A 21,992-nucleotide genomic window follows, 5' to 3' on the forward strand; every position below is an offset into this window, starting at 1 on the left:
AGTAGAGGGATATTAATTCCAAGAGGTGATTAAATTTGATGCACTCAATTTTTAAGTATCAAAAAAAACAATAGAACCGAATGAGTCAAAAGCACATTTCTCTCATTGCCACAGAGCATAATGTTTCAGTTTCAGGTGTTGCAGCCGTAGTAGCCTTATTAGACGAAGGGGCAACGGTTCCGTTTATTTCTCGGTATAGAAAGGAGCAAACCGGGAGTTTGGATGAAGTGGCCGTGGCCTATATTAAAGATCGTATTGCTAAGTTGCGAGACTTAGATAAGCGAAGAGAAGCGATTCTGAAATCTATAGATGAGCAAGGCAAGCTGACTGATGAGCTGAAAAAGAAAATTGAAGCGGCGCTCACCATGACAGAGCTAGAGGATATCTACCTGCCCTACAAGCCCAAACGAAAAACTCGTGGCTCTATGGCCAAAGAAAAAGGACTGGAGCCATTGGCAAAAGTTATTTTTGACCAAGGCTTGGGAGACCCCGTCGAGCTGGCACTACAGTATGTAGATGAGGAGAAGGAAGTGAAAGATGCTGAAGAAGCCTTGCAAGGAGCTAGAGACATCATTGCTGAATGGGTGAGTGAGGATGCTGAAGTTAGAGCAGGGCTTAGAAAGTTGTTTTTGGACAAGGCGGTGATCAAGTCTACCGTCATGAAAGGCAAAGAACAAGAAGGACAAAAGTATAAGGACTATTTTGAATGGGAAGAACCTTTGAAAAAATGTCCATCTCACCGATTGTTGGCGATGAGACGTGGCGAAAAAGAGATGATTCTCTCTCTTGATATTTTTCCAGACGAAAATGACGCCAATTTCTTGTTGGAAAAGAAAATAATCACAGGGCAGAACGCCAATGTAGAGCAGGTTAAAATCGCTCTTAAGGATGCCTATAAGCGTTTGCTCAAACCATCGATGGAGACAGAGACCCGTGTATCATCAAAGAAAACAGCCGACGACGAAGCGATTCAGGTATTCTCCGAAAATTTGAGGCAATTGTTGTTGTCTCCAGCTTTAGGACAAAAGAATGTATTGGCGCTTGACCCTGGTTTTAGGACTGGTTGCAAGGTGGTGTGTTTGGACAAACAAGGTAAGCTGCTAGAGTTTGAAGCCATCTTTCCACACGAGCCACAGCGTAGAACGGCCGAAGCTGCCGCTACCATCAAACACATGGTAGAAAAACATCAAATAGAAGCCATTGCCATCGGCAACGGCACCGCGAGTAGGGAATCAGAGAGTTTTATCCGATCTATAGGATTGCCCTCGCATATCATTGTTGCGATGGTGAGCGAAAGTGGTGCCTCTATTTATTCTGCGTCGGAGGTTGCTCGTGAGGAGTTTCCCGACCAAGACCTTACGGTAAGAGGAGCAGTTTCGATTGGGAGAAGGATGATGGATCCACTAGCTGAGCTCGTAAAGATCGACGCCAAGTCGATTGGGGTAGGGCAGTATCAGCACGATGTAGATCAAAACTCCCTAAAACATTCGCTGGACGAAGTGGTAGAGCGCTGTGTAAACGGCGTGGGTGTAGAACTCAACACCGCCAGCAAGCAGTTATTGACTTATGTATCAGGGTTAGGGCCTCAGTTGGCAGAAAATATCGTGAAGTATAGAAACGAAAATGGGCCATTCAAAAACAGAGCAGCAGTAAAAAAAGTACCTCGCATGGGCGACAAGGCTTTTGAGCAAGCTGCTGGGTTTTTACGCATTCGCGAAAGCGACAACGTACTAGATGCCAGTGCCGTACATCCAGAGCGGTACGCTACGGTGGAGAAAATGGCTGCGGATCTCAACAGTACCGTAGCAGAGTTGGTAAAGGACTCGGTTGTACGTGCCAAGATCGACCCTAAGAAATATGTGACTGATGAAGTGGGACTACCTACTCTTAAAGACATCATGGATGAATTGGCCAAGCCTGGTCGTGACCCTCGTGAGCAATACGAAGTGTTTAGTTTTCAAGAAGGAGTAAATGCCATCAGCGACCTGAGAGAAGGCATGAAGTTGCCAGGAATCGTGACCAATATCACCAAATTTGGTGCTTTTGTGGATGTGGGCGTGCATCAGGATGGATTGGTACATGTGAGCCAGTTGTCGGACTCGTTTGTGAGCGATCCTGCTGCCGTGGTAAAACTTCAGCAGCAAGTGCAGGTGACAGTCACAGAGATCAATGTACCGCAAAAGCGTATTTCCCTGTCTATGAAGTCAGACCCATTTGGTAAGCCAAAGAAAAAATTTGAGCGTAAGCAAGAAGCCAAACAAGAAGCACAAGGAGACTTGCAATCCAAATTAGCGATGCTCAAAGGAAAATTTAACAGCTAGGAGCTCGTTTAAATAATATTTGTAAAAGGTTTTTGCTAGAAAAATAGTCTAATTTATGCTAGGAAAAATCTTTTACTACTTTTGTAGTACATACACCAAACAATCAATCAGAAAGAGATCGAAATGCAGAAATCATTCATACTAGTGCTCAGTATAATATCTTGTTGTGCCTTCCATTCTTCTTTTGCTCAGAAAAAGTACAAATACGACAAGGATATATTTCCTCTTATAGAGGCTAAAAATTACGATCAAGCTATACCTATGCTTTGGGAATATTTGTCGGATCCTAAAAACGCAGAAGAACCAAATGCTAACCTTCAAATTGGCCTTTACTATGAAGGGTTGGTCAATGATTATCACATTGTATCAGATTCTACCGCTATTTTGGGAGCTACAGATACCGCTGTAGTATATCTCACCAAGGCCAAAGCTTATATTACTGAAAAGGAACTGAAAAAGAACGATGAATTCTATCAGGCCTTTTATAGAAGAGATTTGAGAACAGGAGACTTTGGGATCAAAATATCAGATGTACAGCTCGACATCGAAAAGAAACTGCAAAGCTTGAGGAATATAAACAAGTATGCCAAGTCTATTTATGCAGATTTGTATAGCGTCAACGCTGCCAATGCCTATTCTCTAGCGGCTTATAAGGCTTTTGCGGCCAACTATCCAGATATTAAAAATTTGTATATGATGGCCACACAAGAGACCGAAGATAGTCTGGTTGTCATCTTGGATAAAAACACTGAAATCAAAGAGAAGTTTGAAAAAGTACGTGATGCAGTAAGCCGTATTGGCAAAAAAGGCTATAGTCCAGAGTTGGAGTTTAAGAAGATAGAAGCCTATGGTGAAGACGGCATGACTTCGGTGGATTTCTTTGCCAATGACGTAGTCGCTTGGAACTATGGAGATTGGGCTTATGAAGTGGAGGACGTCATTAGAAAAGATGTCTCAACACTGAAAAACAAAATAATAACGATCAATGAGGAGCTGAAGACTCAAGGAGAAAAGATTAACTCTGGCTCTGGAATCTTGGATGCTCCTATTGTGACTTCGTTAGATGCAGATTTGATCAGTGCTATCAATGACTATGATAGCAATTCACTAGGACTGGATCTATTGAGTATTTTGATAAATAAAAACAAGTTTGACTATCTCACTAGTGAAGTGCTCAATGAGCGTTTGGCGGATAGTGAAGATGTGGATTATCAGTTGGCAGTATCCGATAGCCTGATGCAGTTGATCAACTTGATGGATGCTTCGGTAGCTACATTGGTAGAACCAGGTATCACGGTAGGAGCTAAAAAATACCCTAAACTGGTAAATGATAGTTATGGTGGCGAAATGGGGTTGATCAAGTACCGCAAGGGGCTAGAGACACAGCTTGCTTCTGCTCGCAGCAAATGGCTCGCCTACAACGAACAGTATAGACTCCGTGCCAGATGGGGCGTGAGTGCAGATGGTGCCGATTCATTGTATTTGATCCCTCGAATGGACTCTACTTTTGTGCCACACGATTTTTCTAAGTTCTATTCAATTGTGTCTATGAAAGACGATTCGTCTAACACTTATGTGGTTGGGCTGGAGTTTCAAGGGGCATCTGATCAAGGTTTTGTAGCCAAGGTTAATAATGCCAGAAATATCGTTTGGAAGAAAAATTTTGCTTTGACAGGCTTTGAGTACAGCGACAGTGAGTTTTTAGTGAATGGCAAATTTGTGCCTACACAAGCAGGCTCAATAGCAGTCTATATTTTCTCACTTGTGCCAAGTTCTAAAAACAATATCATCACGGTATCTGTAACTCCAGGGGGAAATACCAACTGGGTAAATCAATTAAAAATAAGCCGTGCACCTGTAGATGTTAAGTTCAATGACATCGTGAAGGAGACCATCTTCTATACCAAGACAGAAGCAGAGTTGGAAAGTGGTGGAGGAGATCCAAACGATCCTGGGTATTTTGTAGTAGATAGAAGTGGCAACGTTAGATAATCACTATTCTTTTATTGGATTGGTTCTGCTGATGTTTTTGGCGCAATGTGGCGTGAAGGACATCAGCAGATCATTGGATGATACACAGACCAACCGTTTGCTGTCGGCAGGAGATGAAAAATCTTGGGTGCTGGTGAGGCGTATCGAAGACGGCTCAGATGTATTCGGCTCGTGCCTAGAAGATAATGTTCTCACTTTTGTAGATGCTTCGGCAGTGGATTCACTATACCTCATGGGGCGAGTGGCTAATTGTGGCGGCGCCAGTAGTGTAGATACACTCTACAAAGCAGAATATACCATGGATGTAGATGACAGCGATGTTTTTCAAAATACCATCTCACTGACTGAGGAACAGCATGCTAGCATAGGCCTATTTTCTGTCGATGACTTGACATCCACTTCGCTCAAACTCACGTATACCTTGGACGGAAAGCAAATAGTCGAGCGATATACTTACTAAATTGACCTCTTCCTTATTCAAATTTGCCAGATGGGTAGGATTGCCTATTTATCTTTCTAATTTTGCCTTCAGAAATAAATCTCAATTATGAAATTTCACAATTCAATAATCGAAACGATTGGCGATACGCCTTTAGTAAAGCTCAATAGCCTAGCAAAAGGCGTAAAAGGAACCATACTTGTAAAACTCGAATACTTTAACCCGGGTAATTCTATGAAAGATAGAATGGCCTTGAAGATGGTCGAAGATGCAGAAAAAGCGGGCATTCTCAAACCAGGAGGCACCATCATAGAAGGCACTTCAGGCAATACAGGAATGGGTTTGGCTCTGGCAGCAATTGCCAAAGGGTACAAATGTATTTTTACTCTGGCAGATAAGCAGAGTCCAGAAAAGATAGACATTCTACGTGCCGTAGGTGCGGAAGTACACGTTTGCCCTACCAATGTAGAACCCGAAGATCCTCGTTCGTATTATTCTGTGGCGAAAAAACTCAATGCGGAGATTCCTAATTCATTCTACCCCAATCAGTACGACAACTTGTCGAATGCAGTTGCACATTATGAAAGCACAGGCCCTGAGATCTGGAGAGATACAGCAGGCAAAATCACACACTACGCAGCTGGTGTAGGTACTGGTGGCTCTATGTGTGGTGTAGCCAAATACCTAAAAGAGCAAAATCCAAATGTGACCACCGTGGGTATAGATACCTATGGGTCAGTATTCAAGAAATATAAGGAGACTGGAAAGTTCGACGAAAACGAAGTATATCCATACCTCACTGAAGGTATCGGAGAAGATATTCTACCTAAGAATGTAGACTTCGATTTGATCGATACTTTTGTGAAAGTAACCGACAAAGACGGCGCTTTGATGACCAGAAGATTGGCCAAAGAAGAAGGCATGTTTGTAGGGTGGTCATGTGGATCTGCCGTACACGGAGCCATAGAATATGCTAAAGAGAACCTAAAGGAGGATGATGTGATGGTGATCATTATGCCAGATCACGGAACCAGATACCTAGGCAAGATATATAACGACAACTGGATGAAAGATCATGGCTTTACGGAGACCGGGTCATTTGCTACAGCTAGAGATATTATAGCTAGCAAGAATGGACAAGGTGAATTGTTCACCATTGAAAGCTCTGCTAAGATTGGAGATGCCATTGCGACGATGAATGACCATGGCATCGATCAAGCACCAGTAGTTGAAAAGGGACAGTTTGTAGGCAGTATATCGGATGCTAAAATCCTAAAAGCATTGATTGAAAATCCTTTACTTAAAGATCAGCAGATCTCAGAAATCATGGATGCTTCATTCAAATTTATAGCACTAGACAATACCGTAGACGTGATGTCTAAGGTGCTGGACAAAGACACGAAAGCGCTGCTGGTGAGAGACGACAACAATCAGGTGCACATCCTCACACAAACGGATTTGCTAGTGAGCTTAACGAAGTAAGTAAAAGACCATTTATGTGAGCTTACTCACGTCAAAATAAAAAACGCCATCGTAGATCATCTACGATGGCGTTTTGCTTATAGTTTTATTCGGTTGCTTATTTAGCAGCAGCGAATCTCTTGTTTACTTCTTCCCAGTTGATCACGTTGAAAAATGCAGTGATGTAGTCAGGACGTCTGTTTTGGTAGTTGAGGTAGTACGCGTGCTCCCATACGTCTAAGCCCAAGATAGGAGTGCCACCACAGCCTACGCCTGGCATCAATGGATTGTCTTGGTTGGCAGATGAGCATACTTCTAGTTTGCCATCTTTTACGCAAAGCCAAGCCCATCCAGATCCGAATCTAGTAGCGCCAGCTTTAGCGAAAGCGTCTTTGAAAGCGTCGAATGAGCCGAAAGCTTCGTCGATCGCACCAGCGATGTCGCCAGTAGGATTGCCGCCGCCATTAGGGCTCATTACAGTCCAAAACAAAGAGTGGTTGAAATGTCCACCGCCGTTATTTCTTACAGCAGGTACGTCAGCGTGCTCTGCACATAGCGCTTCGATAGATTTGCCTTCCATGTCTGTGCCAGCAATAGCGCCGTTCAGGTTGGTTACATACGCGTTGTGGTGTTTTCCGTGGTGGATTTCCATGGTGCGTACGTCGATATGTGGTTCCAATGCATCGTGTGCGTAGGGTAAAGATGGTAATTCAAAAGCCATGATAACTCTATGTTTATGTTAAAAAATTCCTTTCAGTAAAATTAGGTGTAAATCTATAATATTCTAAGCCAAATGATCACTCTATTCTATCTATTGATAGATAATTGAAATAATGGCGGATAACGGCCAGATAGAAGGGAAATAAAGTGGCCTCGTCAGCTTGGATAGGTCCTCAGTCTAATTTTATAGCCTTCTAAAGTTGACATACGAAGAGAAGTAGCTATGGTTGACTATTTGACCTGAGCACCGCTATTCTTTTTTTTTAAAAAAAGGAAGCAGATCCGTGAGGCGGGTGAGCGAATGAAAGTTTTCGTGTATGATTTCGCGGTCTACATGCTCATGTGCCCAGGTGACGTGATAGGGGATGTGAAAGGCCGTGCCGCCGAGTGCTAGTACAGGTAGTACATCTGATTTTAGCGAATTGCCGATCATAATAAAATCGTTTGGGGAGATGTCGAGACGACGGATTAGGCGCTCATAGTCGAGTGTTTTCTTTTCGGACATGATTTCGATGTGGTGAAAATATTTTCCTAGGCCAGATTTGGTGAGCTTGCGATGCTGATCCAGCAGGTCGCCCTTGGTGGCTAGTACCAGCTTGTACCTGCCATGCAAGGCCTGTAGTACTTGTTCCACATCATCGATTAGCTCCACGGGCATTTGCAGTAGCTCCTTGCCATACTGGATGAGCTTCTGGATGTCGGCTAGCTCGATGGTGCCTTCGGAGATCTCCATGGCGCTCTCGATCATAGACAGCGTAAAGGCCTTGATGCCGTAGCCATACAATTCCAGATTTTGCATCTCTACTCTAAAAAGCTCCTTGGCGAGGGCATGCTCGGGAAGATAGCTTTCCAGTAGGGCATAAAATTTCTTTTCGGTTTCTCTAAAATAGGACTCATTGTGCCAGAGGGTATCGTCGGCATCGAAGGCGATTATTTTCATGGGATAAATGTAGCCTGCTCAGCCTTTTCTTTTTTAGTCAGGTCATAAAAAAAGACCAAGGGGTGCCTTGGTCTTTTGGTTTAAGTTTGATGAGAGTCTAGCATCCATTATAGTCTATCACCACATTAATAGTGTGAGACAGACTTGTACCATCAGTAGTTGTAGCCGTTATTTGTACTGTTTCATTAGTAGGAGAGGAAGCCTTTGCTCCAAGAGAAAGAACCCCATTATTACTTACTTCTAGCATGTCAGGTTTTGAAGAACTCCATATGACATTGAAAGAAGTTTCATATTCTGGTTCGATGTTTAGATAGAGTTTGTAAGTGCCACATCCATTGAAGTTTAGTGAGCCTTCTATTGTTTCAAAATCATTATCCAGAATGGAGATGCTTTCAGCCAACTTGTAAATTTCAAATCCTACTTCTTTATAGGCAGGTTCGGGATCGTCGGTTGCTGTGGCACTTACGCCTAGGCGGGTGCATTCGTTATTATATCTTTGAGAGGGAGTGATCACGCCGTTTTGGCTTATTGTGGCATAATCGGATATAGGAATTTCTGAGGCTAGTGTTCGTACGTTTTGGCAGCTGCCATTTGGCACGTATACGATATCCCATTCTATGACTTGATTGGTGGCATTTGTGGGATCTATGGTGAACTTCATTTGTTTGGATTTGCCTATGTAGGTTTCAAATAGTTTGTTTGGGTCTAGAAAAATCGCTTTGACCTTGATGAAAATAATCTCAACGGGGATTTTTTCTGATACTTCTACACCTCCATTGGCAGTAGCTACCACATAGAGTCCGCAGTCGTCGCAGGCTTTGTGGCCTGTCAGGGTCAGTGTTTCTATATCTAGGCTTGCGTAGTCGTCGACCGTGATCTCGGGGCCTTTTGCATAGCTTCTTCCGGTTTCCTCTGTTGGTTCGTAGACCAAAGACCAAATGATCGATTGATCAGTGGCATCAGCGGGAGCTACTGTAGCGGAGAGTTGTACTTTTTCATTTCCAGTAATGGTAATTAAAGTGGAACTAGGGGAAATCGTGAGGCCAGTTACCTCGACTGTTGCTGGTTCTTCCTCTTCCTCTTCTTCCTCTTCCTCTTCTTCCTCTTCCTCTTCCTCTTCTTCCTCTTCCTCTTCCGTCTCTGCTACCACATTTACTTCTATAGTCGCCGTATGGTTGGTGTTGGTTTCGGTGGCTTCTATGGTGGCGGATCCGATGCCTACTGCAGTGAGGATGGTGCCGTTTACGGTCACTACTTTCTCGTTGTCCGAGGTTAGGGTGATTTTGGCTTTGCTGGCATCTTCACCTACAATGGCGAGTAGATCTTTGAGGTCTACAGTTTCTCCTTCTACTACTTCTACGGATGCTTGGTCGAAAGATAAGCTGGTGATTTTGAAATCTGGGTCTTCATCGCCTGTGCAGCTTACTGCGACTAGGCTGATCATCAATAGGCTGAGGATCGATTTTTTTAAATTGCTCATGAGAATATAGGTTTGTTATTTAGTACAATTTAAAGTTTTTATTGAAATATAGTAAGTGAACTCGGCGATAGTTGATGAATACTCGATGACGAAGGGAGTGTCTTCGATGGTTGAATATCAATGAGTTAGGATTTGGCCTTGTAAGAAGGGGGCTTCTTCGGGCGGCCTGCGAGTCTCATATGAGATTTCTACAGTCGTGTCTCTTTGCGAAATGACTTTTGTGAGTGTATAAAAAAATGATGGGCTTTTACATATTTATCCTATCATCTCCAGTTCTACAAATCGAAAGGGGATATCACATACGATTTCGTAGTCCTCGCCTGCTTCGATCATATCTTCGTCGTTTTCTTCATAGTACCAGATGATTTTCACTTCTATGCCGTTGGCTTTTATTTGTTTGAGGATTTTCATCAGATCAAAAAGACATTTGGCTGTGCTACTGTTGAAGTAAGTGAGGCTCACATGTACTGATAGTTTGTTTTTGCCTGTTAAGGGGTAATTTTTTAAACCTAAAAAAACTAGGTTGTAAAATTTGATGGTGTCTTCTGGACTGGATTTGCCTTTGATTAGAAAGAGTTGTTTTTCTGGGTCGATAAGAATGTAAGGCGTGATTTTGGAAGGGTATATTTTGAGTTTTGATGTTTGTGTTAGGTGTTCTTTGTAGAGCAAAGTCGTGACATGGGGACTTTTCTTTTTCGTTTCCATAGCTGCTGTTAGTAGTCATTAACCATCCAAATTACGGTGAAAACGGTGGGTTGATAAAAGAATCCATATTACCAAATGATGAATATAACGTGAAGGCTAAGTAGCAAAGTCTATGTAAAAGGCATAAGGTACTCGAAGCTAAACTGCTGGGTGTAGCAAAGCTTCGAGTGGTGCTTGTACTTAGTCTGGTTGTACGCAATATTTAAGGCAGATATATGTGTGCTTCGTAGGTTTAGACCCAGTCTACTCCTTTTTTCAGTAGGTTCAAAGTTGTTTGTTCTTTCGAACCAATAGCTGGTACGTGGTTGTAGGCCCAGTTGGCTTGTGGAGGGAGGCTCATCAGGATAGATTCGGTACGCCCGTCGGTGTCTAGTCCGAACTTGGTGCCTTTGTCCCAGACGAGGTTAAATTCTGCATAACGGCCTCTACGGAGAAATTGCCACTGTTTTTCGTTTTCGCCAAAAGGCAAGTCTTTGTTTTTGGACATTAGCTCAGTGTAGATAGGAGCAAATTGACTGCCTACGTCTTGCACAAATGCCCAGCGATCCTCCAGACTAAAGTTCTCATTGGCCGACAGGCGATCGAAGAAAATTCCGCCTACACCTCTGGTTTCTTTGCGGTGTTTGATATAGAAATAGTCGTCGGCCCATTTTTTAAATACTGGATAGTAGGAGGTGTTGTGGCGGTCGCAGCAGGCTTTGAGTTGGGCGTGGAAGGCTTTGGCGTCGGGTTCGTCTACATAGTGAGGGGTCAGGTCTATCCCGCCGCCAAACCAACTGGTGCCGTTGCTCATTTCGAAATAGCGTACGTTCATGTGAATAATAGGCACCATGGGGCTATGTGGATGCATCACGATAGATACGCCTGTGGCGAAGAAATCGGCCTGTTCTAGGCCTAAGGCTTCTAGTATTTTAACTGGCGTGGGGCCTTCTACGGCTGAGAAATTGACTCCACCCTTTTCGATGATGTGTCCCCCAGTGATGACTCGGGTTCGGCCACCACCACCTTCAGGCCTTTGCCATAGGTCTTCTTGAAATTGACCTTTGCCATCAGTTTTTTCTAAGTCCATACAGATCTTGTCTTGTAGGCTTTTGAACCATTCTTGTATCTCTTCCTTGTTCATGATGCTTTGCTTAAAACGGATAACCTATCCCCAGATTCCAAACCAATCTTTTGTAGTTGTCATAGTCGGGTAGTTCGAATCCTCCTCGTGAGAGATTGTTGCCGTGTCTGTTTTGACTGCCAGGGTCATATAATTTCCAAGCGGCGTCGAGTCGGAGGAGCAAAAAGGAAAAGTCCAGCCTCACGCCATAGCCGCCGCCTATGGCTATTTCTTTCAAAAAACTATCGAATTGGAATTGGCCGCCGGGTCTTACGGCTTCGTCTTGCATGGTCCATACATTGCCCATGTCTATAAAGAGTGCGCCGAATAGGAAGCCAAATATTTTGTGACGAAGTTCTATACTCGTTTCTAGTAAGATTTCTCCTGGTTGCTCAAAGTTGTTGCTGTATACTCCTGTAGAATCTATGGGCAAGTAAGACCCAGGACCAAGTCGTCGTGGTTCCCAGGCACGAATACTGTTGCTGCCACCAGCGAAGAAGAATTCTTCGTAGGGGAGTGTTTTGTTAGCCCCATAAGGTACAGCTACACCTAAGTGGGCACGGTACGCCATGGTTATTCTTGAGTTGATAGGTGAGGAATGTCGGTAGTCGATGTCTACTTTGGCGTATTTGAAGTACTCAAGGTTGCGGTCGGAGGCTTGTTTGGCTATGGCACTGTAGAGATTGCCGCCAGATTCTATTTGATACCTGAGGTAGGCAGATTTTTCTTGGCGATTGCCATATTCGTTGATGTTGTGCGTGACCGAAAACCAAGTGCTACTCACAAAAGAGGGAAGGAAAGAGTTTGTCAGGTTGTTGCCATTTTCTTCTAGGTCATCGAGAAATGCTTGATACTCGTCGGTCACGTTAGAATCGATAAAACTGATGTCAGCGATATTGAGCGAATAACTGCGACGTTTTTTGTAGTTCTGCCAGCTTAGAATGAGCGAAGTGTTTACGTTGGTTCGGATGTATTCAGGTCTGTTGGTGTAGTTTAGACCAAAAGATAGTCGTGTTTTTGGGTTGAGTCTACCCAGTTTGGATTTGAATTCCGATCCGATCGGCAACATAAACTGAGGGAAGGTGAAGGTTAGATTTGCCCCGTAGTCTAGTGATGAGTAGGGGTTGCCAGTATCTGTAGCACCTGAGAGTCCTTCGAATCCTACTCGCCCGCTCAGTTCCATTACTTCCAACCCTTTGAAAGTGTTTCTGTTTTTGATGGAGGCATTAAAAAACGGCCCTGGTAGTCCTTTGCTTACATTCAATCCTAGCTCGGAAGAGGTCTGAAACTTCTTGAGCGGACTGGTGAATACGTTCGAAATGAATTGTCCCCCAGTGGTGTCGTAGTTCACATTGATGAATTTGAAAATGTCCATATTAGAGAGCTGTTTTTGCGTTTCTAATGTGTTGGATTTCTTGTATAGTTCGCCAGGTTTGAGAAAGATTCTTCTGTCGAGTATTTTTTCAGAATAGCGTTTGCTATAAAACTGATAGGTCACACCTTCAAAAGCTTCGTTTTGGCGATTGGATGCTAGTCCAGAGATGTCGGCATCGGTGGTGAATATGACCGAGTCTATGGTGTAGATTTTGTGTGCTGATAGGTTGTTTGGGTTTCGAACGGTGAGCCCGATGATTACTTTCTTGTCGCTCAGATATGAAGAGTCTACTACGAAAGTGATAAACTGCCTATTGAAATTGTAGTAGCCATTGTTGAGCATCAGGTCATTGAGTCTGTCTCTTTCTTTTACTAGATTTTCTTGTTCGTAATTTTCTCCTTTTTGCAGGGTAGATTCTGCTAGGTTTTCTTGTATTCTGTTGTAGATAGCGGTGTCGGGTATATTAAAGAAAATAGAATCGATCACATAGGGCTGATTGCGCTCTATGGTGTAGATGCTGGACACCATTTTGTACGTTTCCTCAGAGGTGTGGCTTACTTTGGCATTGAAGTAGCCTTTCGTCTCCATATAGTTCTGGATCTTGCGGACAGTTTCATTTTCTTTGGCGGTGTCATATATCGCTAATGGCTCTCCCATACGCATTCCGAAATTGCCTTCCTTGATGTTTCGGTGCTGTTTGTTCACCTTTTTGTTCATCTTGTCTCGCAAGTTTTCCTTCTTCTTTTCCTTGTCGGTCTTGGCTATTTTTTTAGTGAATTTGGTCTGTATTTTCACTTTTTTTTGTTCGTATTTTAGCGAATCATAGCGTTTCAGTCCGCCTTGATACAGATCTACATAGGGAGACCAAGGAATAAAAAGGATCTTCCGGTTGGGTTTGTAGGCATAGAGGGATTCGATTTCGTCTTTGTCCAACTTCTCCGCACCGTCGAGCTTTTGCTCTACGAGTAAGTTTTTGCCTGCTGGCAAATACCTGCGCCCCATGCAGCCCGTCAATAGGAAAAACATGGCCATAAGTATGGGCCCATATGAAAGTTTGAAGTTGTTGATGTTTTTCTCTGTCTAGTCGATTGTCGATGGCCTTGATTTACTGATTATCCATTAAGTTTGGAAAAATATCAGCTGTCGGTTTTAGATCGCCTTTGAATGCCGCGCAAAAGCTAATCTTTGATAAATAAAGCACAACAATTGATGATTTCAAATCGAGAGTCAAAATTCATTAAATCCCTACAATTAAAAAAATTCAGACAGCTGGAAAATCAGTTTGTAGTAGAGGGTGCCAAAAATGTGCTTGAACTGCTCCAGTCTAATCTAGAGATTGTAAATGTATACGCTACCAAGGACTTTCAAGACAAACATAGCGTAGAACTCAGTCAGGTTTCTTCTTTAGTAGTGGAAGCCAAGGCAGCTGAGCTCAGCAAAGTGGGTACGTTCACCAATAATAATTCGGTGTTGGCGATAGCCAAAATACCTGTAGCTATTGAGATAGACTCATCTCAGTCTATTTTGGCATTTGATCGTATCAAAGATCCAGGTAATTTAGGGACTGTCATCCGAATCGCAGATTGGTATGGGTTTAAGCAAATCGTGTGTTCACCAGAGTCGGTCGATTGCTACAATCCCAAAGTAATTTCCGCTACTATGGGATCGTTTGCGCGGGTGCGTGTACACTACACGTCACTAGCGGGCTTGCTACCTACTGCCCAGCATGTGTATGGGACTACCCTTCAGGGCGACAACATCCATCAGCTCAAGTTTCAGGAGCCAGCCATCGTAGTCTTTGGCAATGAATCCGAAGGCTTGCATGAAGAGTTGAAACAATACCTTACCCAAGAAGTCTTTATCCCCGGCTATGGTGAAGCAGAGTCCTTGAATGTGGCAGTGTCCACAGCTGTGTTTTGTGATAATTTTAGGCGATTATTGAAGAGGTAGGCTTGGTGGATTTGCTCCCGTTCATCCTGCTATATTCTACTTCCCTAACCGAGCAATGATACAAATTTTTTGATCAACTCATTGGAAGTGCTTTCTTTCCAAATCAGGGAGAGATAAGTGATTTGCTTTACATTTTTCAATTCAATGAATTTGATGTCGAGGTCAAAACCATGCTGTAGGGAGGTGGGAACGATGGCTACTCCGAGCCCATTCTCAACCAGTCGAAAGATGGTGTTGGCGTGTACCGACTTGTGGGATATCTTTGGCGCAAAGCCATGATCGTCGAAAATACTCATCACCTTGTTGTAATACGTACGGCTGTAGTCGCTAGAAAACAGGATGAAATTCTCTTGTGCAAATTGACTCAAGTCTTTGAAATTTTGCGTGTCGATTGGATGTGCTTTGGGTAGCACAATTGAGAAATTATCTTTGAATATCTGCCTAGAAGCAATGCCATCAGGCGCTTGCTTAGCACGAATAAATCCGATGTCGAGCTTGTTGTGCTCGATAGCAAAAATTTGATCTTCATTCGACATCTCTTCCAGAGAGGTGTGGATTTTAGGAAATTGCTCTTTCAGTTTCAGTAGCAAGCGCGGAATCACGGCCTGCATGGCCGATCCTACAAAGCCGATATTTAATTCGCCTTCTTCCCCTTTGTCTATCAGCTTGATTGATCGTTTGATAGACTCTAGTTGATTCAAAAGGTTGGAACTTTCATCATAGAGGTATTTGCCAGCATCGGTCAGCTCTACAGTTCGTTTATTTCGGATAAAGAGCTGTACGCCCAGTTCGTCTTCGAGTTGTTTGATCTGCCTGCTGAGGCCAGGCTGCGTGATAAACAACCTTTCAGAGGCTTTTCGGAAATGTAATTCCTGTGCTACAATCATGAAATAGCGCAAGTGCCGGAACTCTATTTGATTACTCATGGTTATCAATTGTTGATCTACAAAGTATTTTCAGTAATCAAAATTAGCCTTTAATATTGTTTCGTAAATGAAAACATAGACTTTTTCATTTATGAGGAATTAGTAAAAACGTTATGTTTTTGTAGCTCCTTAATAGCAACAACCCAATTGATAAACCAATAGATCATGCCGATTTTCAATTATGGAATTGATCATTTGACCCCAGGAGTAGCGATCGATATTGCCGAAGGCCGCATGATAGGAGTACTGAATGAGGAGGCCATCCAAAAGATTTTGGCCAGTCGCCAAAATGTACTTGATATCACCGAACAGGAAAAGATCGTGTACGGAGTCAATACAGGCTTTGGCTCGTTGTGTACCACTATCATTTCCAAGGCCGATACAGGCCGATTACAGGAAAACATCCTACGTAGCCATAGTGTGGGGGTAGGTGCAGAAACGCCGCTAGATGTGGCTAAACTTATGATGATTCTGAAAGTGCATGCTCTCTCCAAGGGCTACTCTGGTGTGGCACTCGAAACTTTGGAACGTATCATCTGGCATATTGAAAACGACTTCATTTCTTATGTGCCGCAGCAGGGTTCTGTGGGAGCATCTGGAGATTTGGCGCCATTGGCTCATTTGTTTTTGCCTCTGATAGGCGAAGGCAAAGTATGGAAAAATAAAAAGTGGATCAGCACACAAGAGCTCTTTCAGCAAGAAAACAAAGCTCCTCTGGCGCTAGGCCCGAAAGAAGGTTTGGCGCTGATCAATGGCACACAGTTTATAGCGGCTTATGCACTCAAGGGGTTTGTAAGGATGGCCAACTGTCTGGATACGGCAGACATCATAGGAGCCATGAGTTTGGAGACACTCAAAGGGTCGATGAAACCTTTTGATAAGGAACTTCATCAGATCAGACCCTATCAAGGGTCTATCTATGTGGCTGATCGCTTGGAGAAACTGGTGGAAGGTTCTGAGATTATCAATTCTCATCAAAACTGTAGCAGGGTGCAAGATCCATACTCGTTGCGTTGTATGCCACAGGTGCACGGTGCCTCTCGCAATGCTTGGCTACACCTCAAAGAAATGCTGACCATCGAGCTAAACTCTGTGACGGACAACCCCATCATTTGTAGTGTAGACAAGACCATCAGTGGAGGCAATTTTCACGGGCAGCCTATGGCGATGCCGATTGATTATGCTTCGCTGGCTTCCGCCGAAATCGGCAATATTTCAGATCGAAGAGTGTACCTTATGCTAGAAGGAGATGTGGAGGGGTTGCCTGCTTTGCTGATGAACAACACTGGATTGAATTCAGGGTTCATGATTCCTCAATACACCTCAGCGGCCTTGGTTAGTGAAAATAAAGGCCTTTGTTTCCCTTCGAGTGCTGATAGTGTACCTACTTCTCTAGGGCAAGAAGATCATGTCAGTATGGGGTCTATCGGTGGCCGAAAGCTCAATACTATTTTGGACAACCTAGAGAATATCTTGGGAATAGAATTGTTCTGTTCTGCACAAGGGTTTGACTATAGAAAACCCTTAAAATCAAGTGCGATTTTGGAAGAAGTACATGCACACATCAGGGAGCATATCAGCTTTGCTACTGAAGATAGGATCTTTGGCGACGATATGGCTAGAGCCACTGAGCTGATTAGAAATAAAGAAATAGTAGCTGTAGCGAATGGTGCAGCGGATCGACATCACATCAACTTGTACAATCATGAAGTATTCGGAATTTATTAATCAATACGCAGCGCACCCTTACTACAAAGCACCTACGGGCGCTCAGCTGCATGCCAAATCTTGGCAGACAGAAGCCGCTCTTCGTATGCTGCTCAATAATCTGGATGCTGAAGTGGCCGAAGATCCTGCTGAGCTGGTGGTCTATGGTGGTACAGGTCAGGCGGCCCGAAACGTAGAGTCGCTGCACAAAATCATTGAGCTACTACTCAAACTAGAAATAGACGAAAGCCTACTGGTGCAATCAGGCAAACCTGTGGGTATTGTACGTACGCATGCCGAAGCACCTAGGGTCTTGATCGCCAATTCCAATTTGGTGCCTGCTTGGGCTAACTGGGAGCATTTTCAGTCACTTAAAGAACGAGGCCTAATGATGTATGGTCAGATGACGGCTGGCAGTTGGATATATATCGGTTCTCAGGGGATTCTACAAGGTACGTACGAGACTTTTGTGGCCTGCGGAGAAAAACATTTTGGCGGAAGCCTAAAAGGGAAACTGGTGGTGACAGCAGGCCTGGGAGGTATGGGGGGTGCACAGCCATTAGCAGCGACCATGGCAGGGGCTACCTTTCTAGGGGCGGATATAGACCCTGCTCGCATTCAGAAAAGATTAGGTACGAAATACATCGATAGGATGACCCACGATTACGAAGAAGCACGTGATTGGGTGATGGAAGCTAAGGCCAAAGGTGAAAACCTGTCTGTAGGGCTAGTCGCTGATGCAGGAGATATGCTGGAACGATTGATAGCAGATGGTATTGTGCCTGAGGTGCTGACAGATCAGACGTCGGCTCATGATCCTGTATTTGGCTATGTACCCAACGGGCTGACACTAAAGGAGGCTGCCGTGCTGAGAAAAACGGATCAGGAAAAATATAAGACGCTTTCGCTAAAAAGTATGGCGAGACATGTGGGCTTGATGCTCGATTTGCAGAAAAAGGGTAGTAAGACGTTCGACTATGGTAATAATATTCGAGCGTTTGCCAAGCAAGGAGGAGAACCCAATGCTTTCGATTTTAATGGGTTTGTTCCAGAGTATGTGCGTCCATTATTTTGCGAAGGCAAGGGGCCGTTTAGATGGGCGGCCTTGTCGGGAGATCCTGAAGATATCTATGAGACGGATCAGGCCTTGATGGAGGCATTTCCAGAAAACAAACACATGATCAACTGGTTGCAACAGGCACAGCAAAAAGTGGCTTTTCAAGGCTTGCCTTGTAGGATTTGCTGGTTGGGTATGGGTGAACGAGAAAAAGCGGGGCTGATATTCAATGATTTGGTGAAAACAGGGAAGGTGAAAGCGCCTATTGTGATTGGTCGAGATCATTTGGATTGTGGCTCAGTAGCTTCACCAAATCGAGAAACGGAAGGCATGAAGGATGGTACGGATGCTGTTTCTGATTGGCCTTTACTCAATTTGATGTCGAATGCTACGGGTGGAGCTACCTGGATATCCTTTCACCATGGTGGAGGAGTAGGGATGGGGTATTCGCAGCATGCAGGGATGGTGGTGTTGGCAGATGGGACCGATCGGGCAGAGCAATGCTTGCGTCGTGTGCTGCACAATGATCCAGCCATGGGCATTTTTCGCCATCATGATGCTGGGTATGAACAAGCCTCAAAGTTTGCCGACGACTTCGATTTGAATGTTTGGAAGTAAATAATCAAAGAGGTTGCTTCGAGTAATCTCTTTATTTAAAGCTAGTATTAGCTATCTTCGAGTCTACTCGCTAATACCCAGTACTAAAAAATAAGTATGCAGATCAAAGCCCATGTAGCTCTAATCGAGAAGTTTTATACCGCATTTAGTCAAAAGGATGCTAAGACGATGGCGGCATGTTATCATCAAGACTTGGCATTTGAAGATCCCGCTTTTGGCGTATTGAATCACAGACAAGCTTGTGCAATGTGGGTGATGTTGCTCAGTGGCAGTAGTGATATTGAGATCTCTTTCAAAAATGTTTGGTCAGAAAATGAATTTGGAGGGGTGGACTGGGAGGCCAAGTATCTGTTTTCTAAAACAGGCAGAAAAGTACACAACGTGATAGATGCCAAATTTGAATTTAAAGATGGTTTGATTGTCGGCCATAGAGATCACTTCGATTTTTATAAGTGGAGCCGTATGGCGCTAGGTATGTCAGGGGTGTTGCTAGGTTGGACTGGTTTTTTGCACCGAAAAGTTCAAGCGCAGTGTGCACAGTTGCTATCTAAGCATATGGCGGAGCATTGCTAGTCCTTTTTTTCCTCTTTCCCAAAATGAATTTCCCCATTCTTAGACAGCAGAATGGCTAGTGGACGTGTGTTTTCGAATTGTCCAAAAATAATGATCAATGTCGCTGTGATTGGTACGGATAGGATCATGCCGACGACTCCCCACATAAAACCCCAAAGCGTAAGGCTAAGTAGTACTACGAGCGGGCTGATGTTGAGCCGACTGCCCATGAGACGTGGGTCTAGGACATTGCCTACGAGTACTTGTATGCTGCCTACAGCTATCAGTACTGTTAGGGCTACACTGGTTTCTCCATATTGAATCAACCCAAACAAGGCTGGAAATACAGTGGCTACCACAGATCCTACAGAAGGGATGAAGTTGAACAAGAAAATAAGGAATGCCCACAAGGCAGGGAGTTCAATGCCAATGATGAGTAGGGCGAAATAACTGATCAATCCAGTGAGAAAACTGGTAAAGATCTTTACGGAAATATAGTCGTCGAAGAGGTTGGTTACAGCTTCTACTGTTCCGTATATGTTGCTGCCCGCTACAGTGGTTTTCAGTACTTTTTGTATTTTTTTTTGGAAAAGGGTCTCTTCTAGAAGGAGAAAAACCACATAAATTAAAATGATAATAAACTGACCGATAATGCCTGCAAAAGATCCTGCATAGCCCATGATACTGGATTTGTATTCTGAGATGAGTGCCATATAGGTTTCGTCCAAATTGTCTATTCCGATAAGGTCTCCCACATTGAGCAAAGCACGACTGATGTTGTCACTATACATAGGGATGTTGTTGGTCAGGTGTTGAATGTTGGTGCTTATGATTTTTCCAATGGAGTAAATCAATAAAAAAACGGTGGCGGTACTTATGGAGGTGACTAACCATTTGGGCAGTTGGTACTTGCCAATCTTGATTTTGCTTACCAGATCTCTCAATTTTTTTACAACGTACCAGATCAGTATGGCAATAGAAAATACTTTCAAAAAATTTTGGAAGTACATCAGGGTGCCTATTGTACCTGCGACTACGATCATCCAATAGGCAACATTGGCTAGTTTGAGTTCTTTGCTTTGTTCCATTAAGTTTAAAGTTAGAGAAATTGACAGCTTTCGCTATCGCATTTTGGCTCTTTTGGTGAGATAGGTACTGAGTATTTTGTCAAATCCGCCTTTGATGTCTGCATCCACAAAGTCAATTTTAAGTTGGGAGCATTTCAGGAAGATATTTTTGAAAGCTTCGTCCATCTGTTGCTTATACACTTTTTTGATTTCTGTAGGGGTCAGTTTTACCACCTGACCTGTTTCTAAATCTTCAAATCGATAAGGGCGATCTTCAAATTCAAAATTGAGTTCGGTTGCTTTGTCATTGACATGAAAAAGTAACACTTCGTGTTTGTTGTGCTTCAGGTGATTCAACGCAGAGAAGATTTCTTCTTGGTTGGTTTCGTTTTGTAGCATATCGGAAAATATGACTACGAGGGAGCGTTTGGGTATTTTTTCTGCTACTTCATGGAGTACTTGCGCCACATTGGTTTTTTGTTGTATAGCTGGCTGGTCAAATAGTCGTTGATAGTGTTTAAGCAAGTTGTGCAAGTGTGTGGAGGTAGATTTGGCGTCGGATTGGAAGTCTATTTTTTCACCGAAAGTAAAAAGGCCAACAGCATCTCGTTGCTTCTGTAGCAAAAAGGAAATCGCAGCACCTGCCAGTATCGAAAATTTGATTTTGCCATATTCGGGCTTGGGGTAGTACATAGAAGATGAGGCATCCAGTACCATATAGCACCTAAGGTTAGTCTCTTCTTCGTATCTTTTAGTGTATAGTCGGTCGGTCTTGGCATATACTTTCCAGTCGATGTGGCGTGTACTTTCACCATAGTTGTAGAGTCTGTGTTCTGCAAATTCTACCGAAAACCCATGGTAAGGAGATTTGTGCAATCCAGTAATGAAGCCTTCCACCAGTTGCTTTGCCAAAAGCTCTACATTGGCATACTCTTTTAGTTTATTGATGTCGATATCTAGCTTCACTTTTTATTGATTTGTATGGTCTACGCATGCAAGATAGAAATGATCGGCTTTGTTGCCAATATTATAATTCCAAAGCGCTTTTGAGTATAAATTTTTAATGGAAAAATGGGTCAGGGTTAATCTAGCCTATAATATATGTAGTCATTTGCTTTTGTGAAAAAAAAAAGATTATATTTAAAGCTTTTAAAGAATTTTATTGATCATCAAAATCTAAATTCTAGCAACTTAAACATACCGATTAAAGTGGAAGATCATAAGGATAACGACAGAGCAGAAATATATTCTGAGAGAGTAAGAGCCGGGAAAAGAACCTACTTTTTTGATGTAAAGTCCACACGTTCAAACGACTATTATTTGACGATTACCGAAAGCAAAAGGCGCTATAAGGATGATGGATATTTCTATGAGAAACACAAAATATTCTTGTACAAAGAAGACTTCAATAAATTTGTACAGGCACTCAACGATACAGTCAATCATGTAAAAACAGAGCTAATGCCTGAGGTTGATTTCGAACAATTTGACAGAGAAAAAGAAGAAAATGAGGAGGGTGTTGTCACAGTCAACTCCAGCGATGACAGTGAATTGAAATGGGATTGATACATTTCTTGATA

18 protein-coding genes are annotated in these 21,992 nt (G+C 43.2%); 9 read left to right on the forward strand and 9 right to left on the reverse strand.

Annotated elements, in window-relative coordinates; translation table 11 throughout:
• Positions 1 to 80: 80 nt before the first annotated feature.
• The 4 genes from N7E81_RS09555 to N7E81_RS09570 all read left to right on the forward strand — a co-directional run bounded on the left by N7E81_RS09555 (position 81) and on the right by N7E81_RS09570 (position 6,234).
• Positions 81 to 2,321, forward strand: coding sequence for a Tex family protein (locus N7E81_RS09555; RefSeq protein ID WP_263049360.1), 2,241 nt, complete (start codon positions 81 to 83; stop codon positions 2,319 to 2,321).
• 123 nt (positions 2,322 to 2,444) lie between these two features.
• On the forward strand, positions 2,445 to 4,313 hold the full coding sequence (locus N7E81_RS09560; RefSeq protein ID WP_263049361.1) for a hypothetical protein: 1,869 nt from the start codon (positions 2,445 to 2,447) through the stop codon (positions 4,311 to 4,313).
• Entirely contained in the window at positions 4,297 to 4,773 is a 477-nt protein-coding gene (locus N7E81_RS09565) for a hypothetical protein (protein ID WP_263049362.1), read from the forward strand. Before N7E81_RS09560 ends, N7E81_RS09565 begins: the two co-directional genes overlap by 17 nt.
• 87 nt (positions 4,774 to 4,860) lie before the next feature.
• Entirely contained in the window at positions 4,861 to 6,234 is a 1,374-nt protein-coding gene (locus tag N7E81_RS09570; RefSeq protein WP_263049363.1) for a pyridoxal-phosphate dependent enzyme, read from the forward strand.
• 97 nt (positions 6,235 to 6,331) lie between these two features.
• Here the strand turns inward: N7E81_RS09570 and N7E81_RS09575 are convergent, their stop codons facing one another.
• From N7E81_RS09575 to tamL, 6 genes are all read right to left on the reverse strand, one after another.
• A complete protein-coding gene (locus N7E81_RS09575) occupies positions 6,332 to 6,934 on the reverse strand; it encodes a superoxide dismutase (RefSeq protein WP_263049364.1) in 603 nt (200 codons plus the stop codon).
• A 249-nt stretch (positions 6,935 to 7,183) separates the two neighbouring features.
• The gene (locus N7E81_RS09580) at positions 7,184 to 7,873 is read right to left on the reverse strand and encodes an HAD family hydrolase (RefSeq protein ID WP_263049365.1); all 690 of its coding nucleotides are present in this window, start codon (positions 7,871 to 7,873) and stop codon (positions 7,184 to 7,186) included.
• Between the two features lie 97 nt (positions 7,874 to 7,970).
• Positions 7,971 to 9,353 (reverse strand): Ig-like domain-containing protein, encoded by a 1,383-nt coding sequence (locus N7E81_RS09585; RefSeq protein WP_263049366.1) that lies wholly within the window; start codon positions 9,351 to 9,353, stop codon positions 7,971 to 7,973.
• Positions 9,354 to 9,608: 255 nt separating this feature from the next.
• A complete protein-coding gene (locus N7E81_RS09590) occupies positions 9,609 to 10,058 on the reverse strand; it encodes a DUF1987 domain-containing protein (RefSeq protein ID WP_263049367.1) in 450 nt (149 codons plus the stop codon).
• Positions 10,059 to 10,290: 232 nt separating this feature from the next.
• Positions 10,291 to 11,181: an oxygen-dependent coproporphyrinogen oxidase gene (gene hemF / locus N7E81_RS09595; RefSeq protein WP_263049368.1), complete on the reverse strand. Its 891-nt coding sequence runs from the start codon at positions 11,179 to 11,181 to the stop codon at positions 10,291 to 10,293.
• Between the two features lie 10 nt (positions 11,182 to 11,191).
• Positions 11,192 to 13,561 carry a translocation and assembly module lipoprotein TamL gene (gene tamL / locus N7E81_RS09600; RefSeq protein WP_263049369.1) on the reverse strand — a complete coding sequence of 790 codons (2,370 nt, stop codon included), beginning with the start codon at positions 13,559 to 13,561 and terminating at the stop codon, positions 11,192 to 11,194.
• Positions 13,562 to 13,744: 183 nt separating this feature from the next.
• On the opposite strand from tamL, the gene N7E81_RS09605 reads away from it, so the two are divergent.
• Positions 13,745 to 14,485, forward strand: coding sequence for a TrmH family RNA methyltransferase (locus tag N7E81_RS09605; RefSeq protein WP_263049370.1), 741 nt, complete (start codon positions 13,745 to 13,747; stop codon positions 14,483 to 14,485).
• A 44-nt stretch (positions 14,486 to 14,529) separates the two neighbouring features.
• Here N7E81_RS09605 and N7E81_RS09610 read toward each other — a convergent pair whose 3' ends face one another.
• On the reverse strand, positions 14,530 to 15,411 hold the full coding sequence (locus N7E81_RS09610) for a LysR family transcriptional regulator (RefSeq protein ID WP_263049371.1): 882 nt from the start codon (positions 15,409 to 15,411) through the stop codon (positions 14,530 to 14,532).
• A gap of 165 nt (positions 15,412 to 15,576) precedes the next feature.
• Between N7E81_RS09610 and hutH the strand changes: the two genes are divergently transcribed.
• From hutH to N7E81_RS09625, 3 genes are all read left to right on the forward strand, one after another.
• Entirely contained in the window at positions 15,577 to 17,139 is a 1,563-nt protein-coding gene (hutH, locus tag N7E81_RS09615; RefSeq protein ID WP_263049372.1) for a histidine ammonia-lyase, read from the forward strand.
• Positions 17,117 to 18,793, forward strand: a complete 1,677-nt coding sequence (gene hutU / locus N7E81_RS09620; RefSeq protein ID WP_263049373.1) for a urocanate hydratase — start codon at positions 17,117 to 17,119, stop codon at positions 18,791 to 18,793. Before hutH ends, hutU begins: the two co-directional genes overlap by 23 nt.
• A 96-nt stretch (positions 18,794 to 18,889) precedes the next feature.
• Positions 18,890 to 19,366, forward strand: a complete 477-nt coding sequence (locus tag N7E81_RS09625) for a nuclear transport factor 2 family protein (protein WP_263049374.1) — start codon at positions 18,890 to 18,892, stop codon at positions 19,364 to 19,366.
• On the opposite strand, the gene N7E81_RS09630 is transcribed toward N7E81_RS09625, so the two are convergent.
• Together N7E81_RS09630 and N7E81_RS09635 are read right to left on the reverse strand one after the other, a co-directional pair.
• Positions 19,363 to 20,433 carry an AI-2E family transporter gene (locus N7E81_RS09630; RefSeq protein ID WP_263049375.1) on the reverse strand — a complete coding sequence of 357 codons (1,071 nt, stop codon included), beginning with the start codon at positions 20,431 to 20,433 and terminating at the stop codon, positions 19,363 to 19,365. The two genes, N7E81_RS09625 and N7E81_RS09630, sit on opposite strands and share 4 nt — an antisense overlap.
• 33 nt (positions 20,434 to 20,466) lie before the next feature.
• A complete protein-coding gene (locus N7E81_RS09635; RefSeq protein WP_263049376.1) occupies positions 20,467 to 21,378 on the reverse strand; it encodes a DUF58 domain-containing protein in 912 nt (303 codons plus the stop codon).
• A 243-nt stretch (positions 21,379 to 21,621) separates the two neighbouring features.
• Between N7E81_RS09635 and N7E81_RS09640 the strand changes: the two genes are divergently transcribed.
• Positions 21,622 to 21,978 carry a PUR family DNA/RNA-binding protein gene (locus N7E81_RS09640; RefSeq protein ID WP_263049377.1) on the forward strand — a complete coding sequence of 119 codons (357 nt, stop codon included), beginning with the start codon at positions 21,622 to 21,624 and terminating at the stop codon, positions 21,976 to 21,978.
• Positions 21,979 to 21,992 lie beyond the last annotated feature (14 nt).

This window comes from Reichenbachiella carrageenanivorans (assembly GCF_025639805.1).
GTDB classification, from domain to species: domain Bacteria; phylum Bacteroidota; class Bacteroidia; order Cytophagales; family Cyclobacteriaceae; genus Reichenbachiella; species Reichenbachiella carrageenanivorans.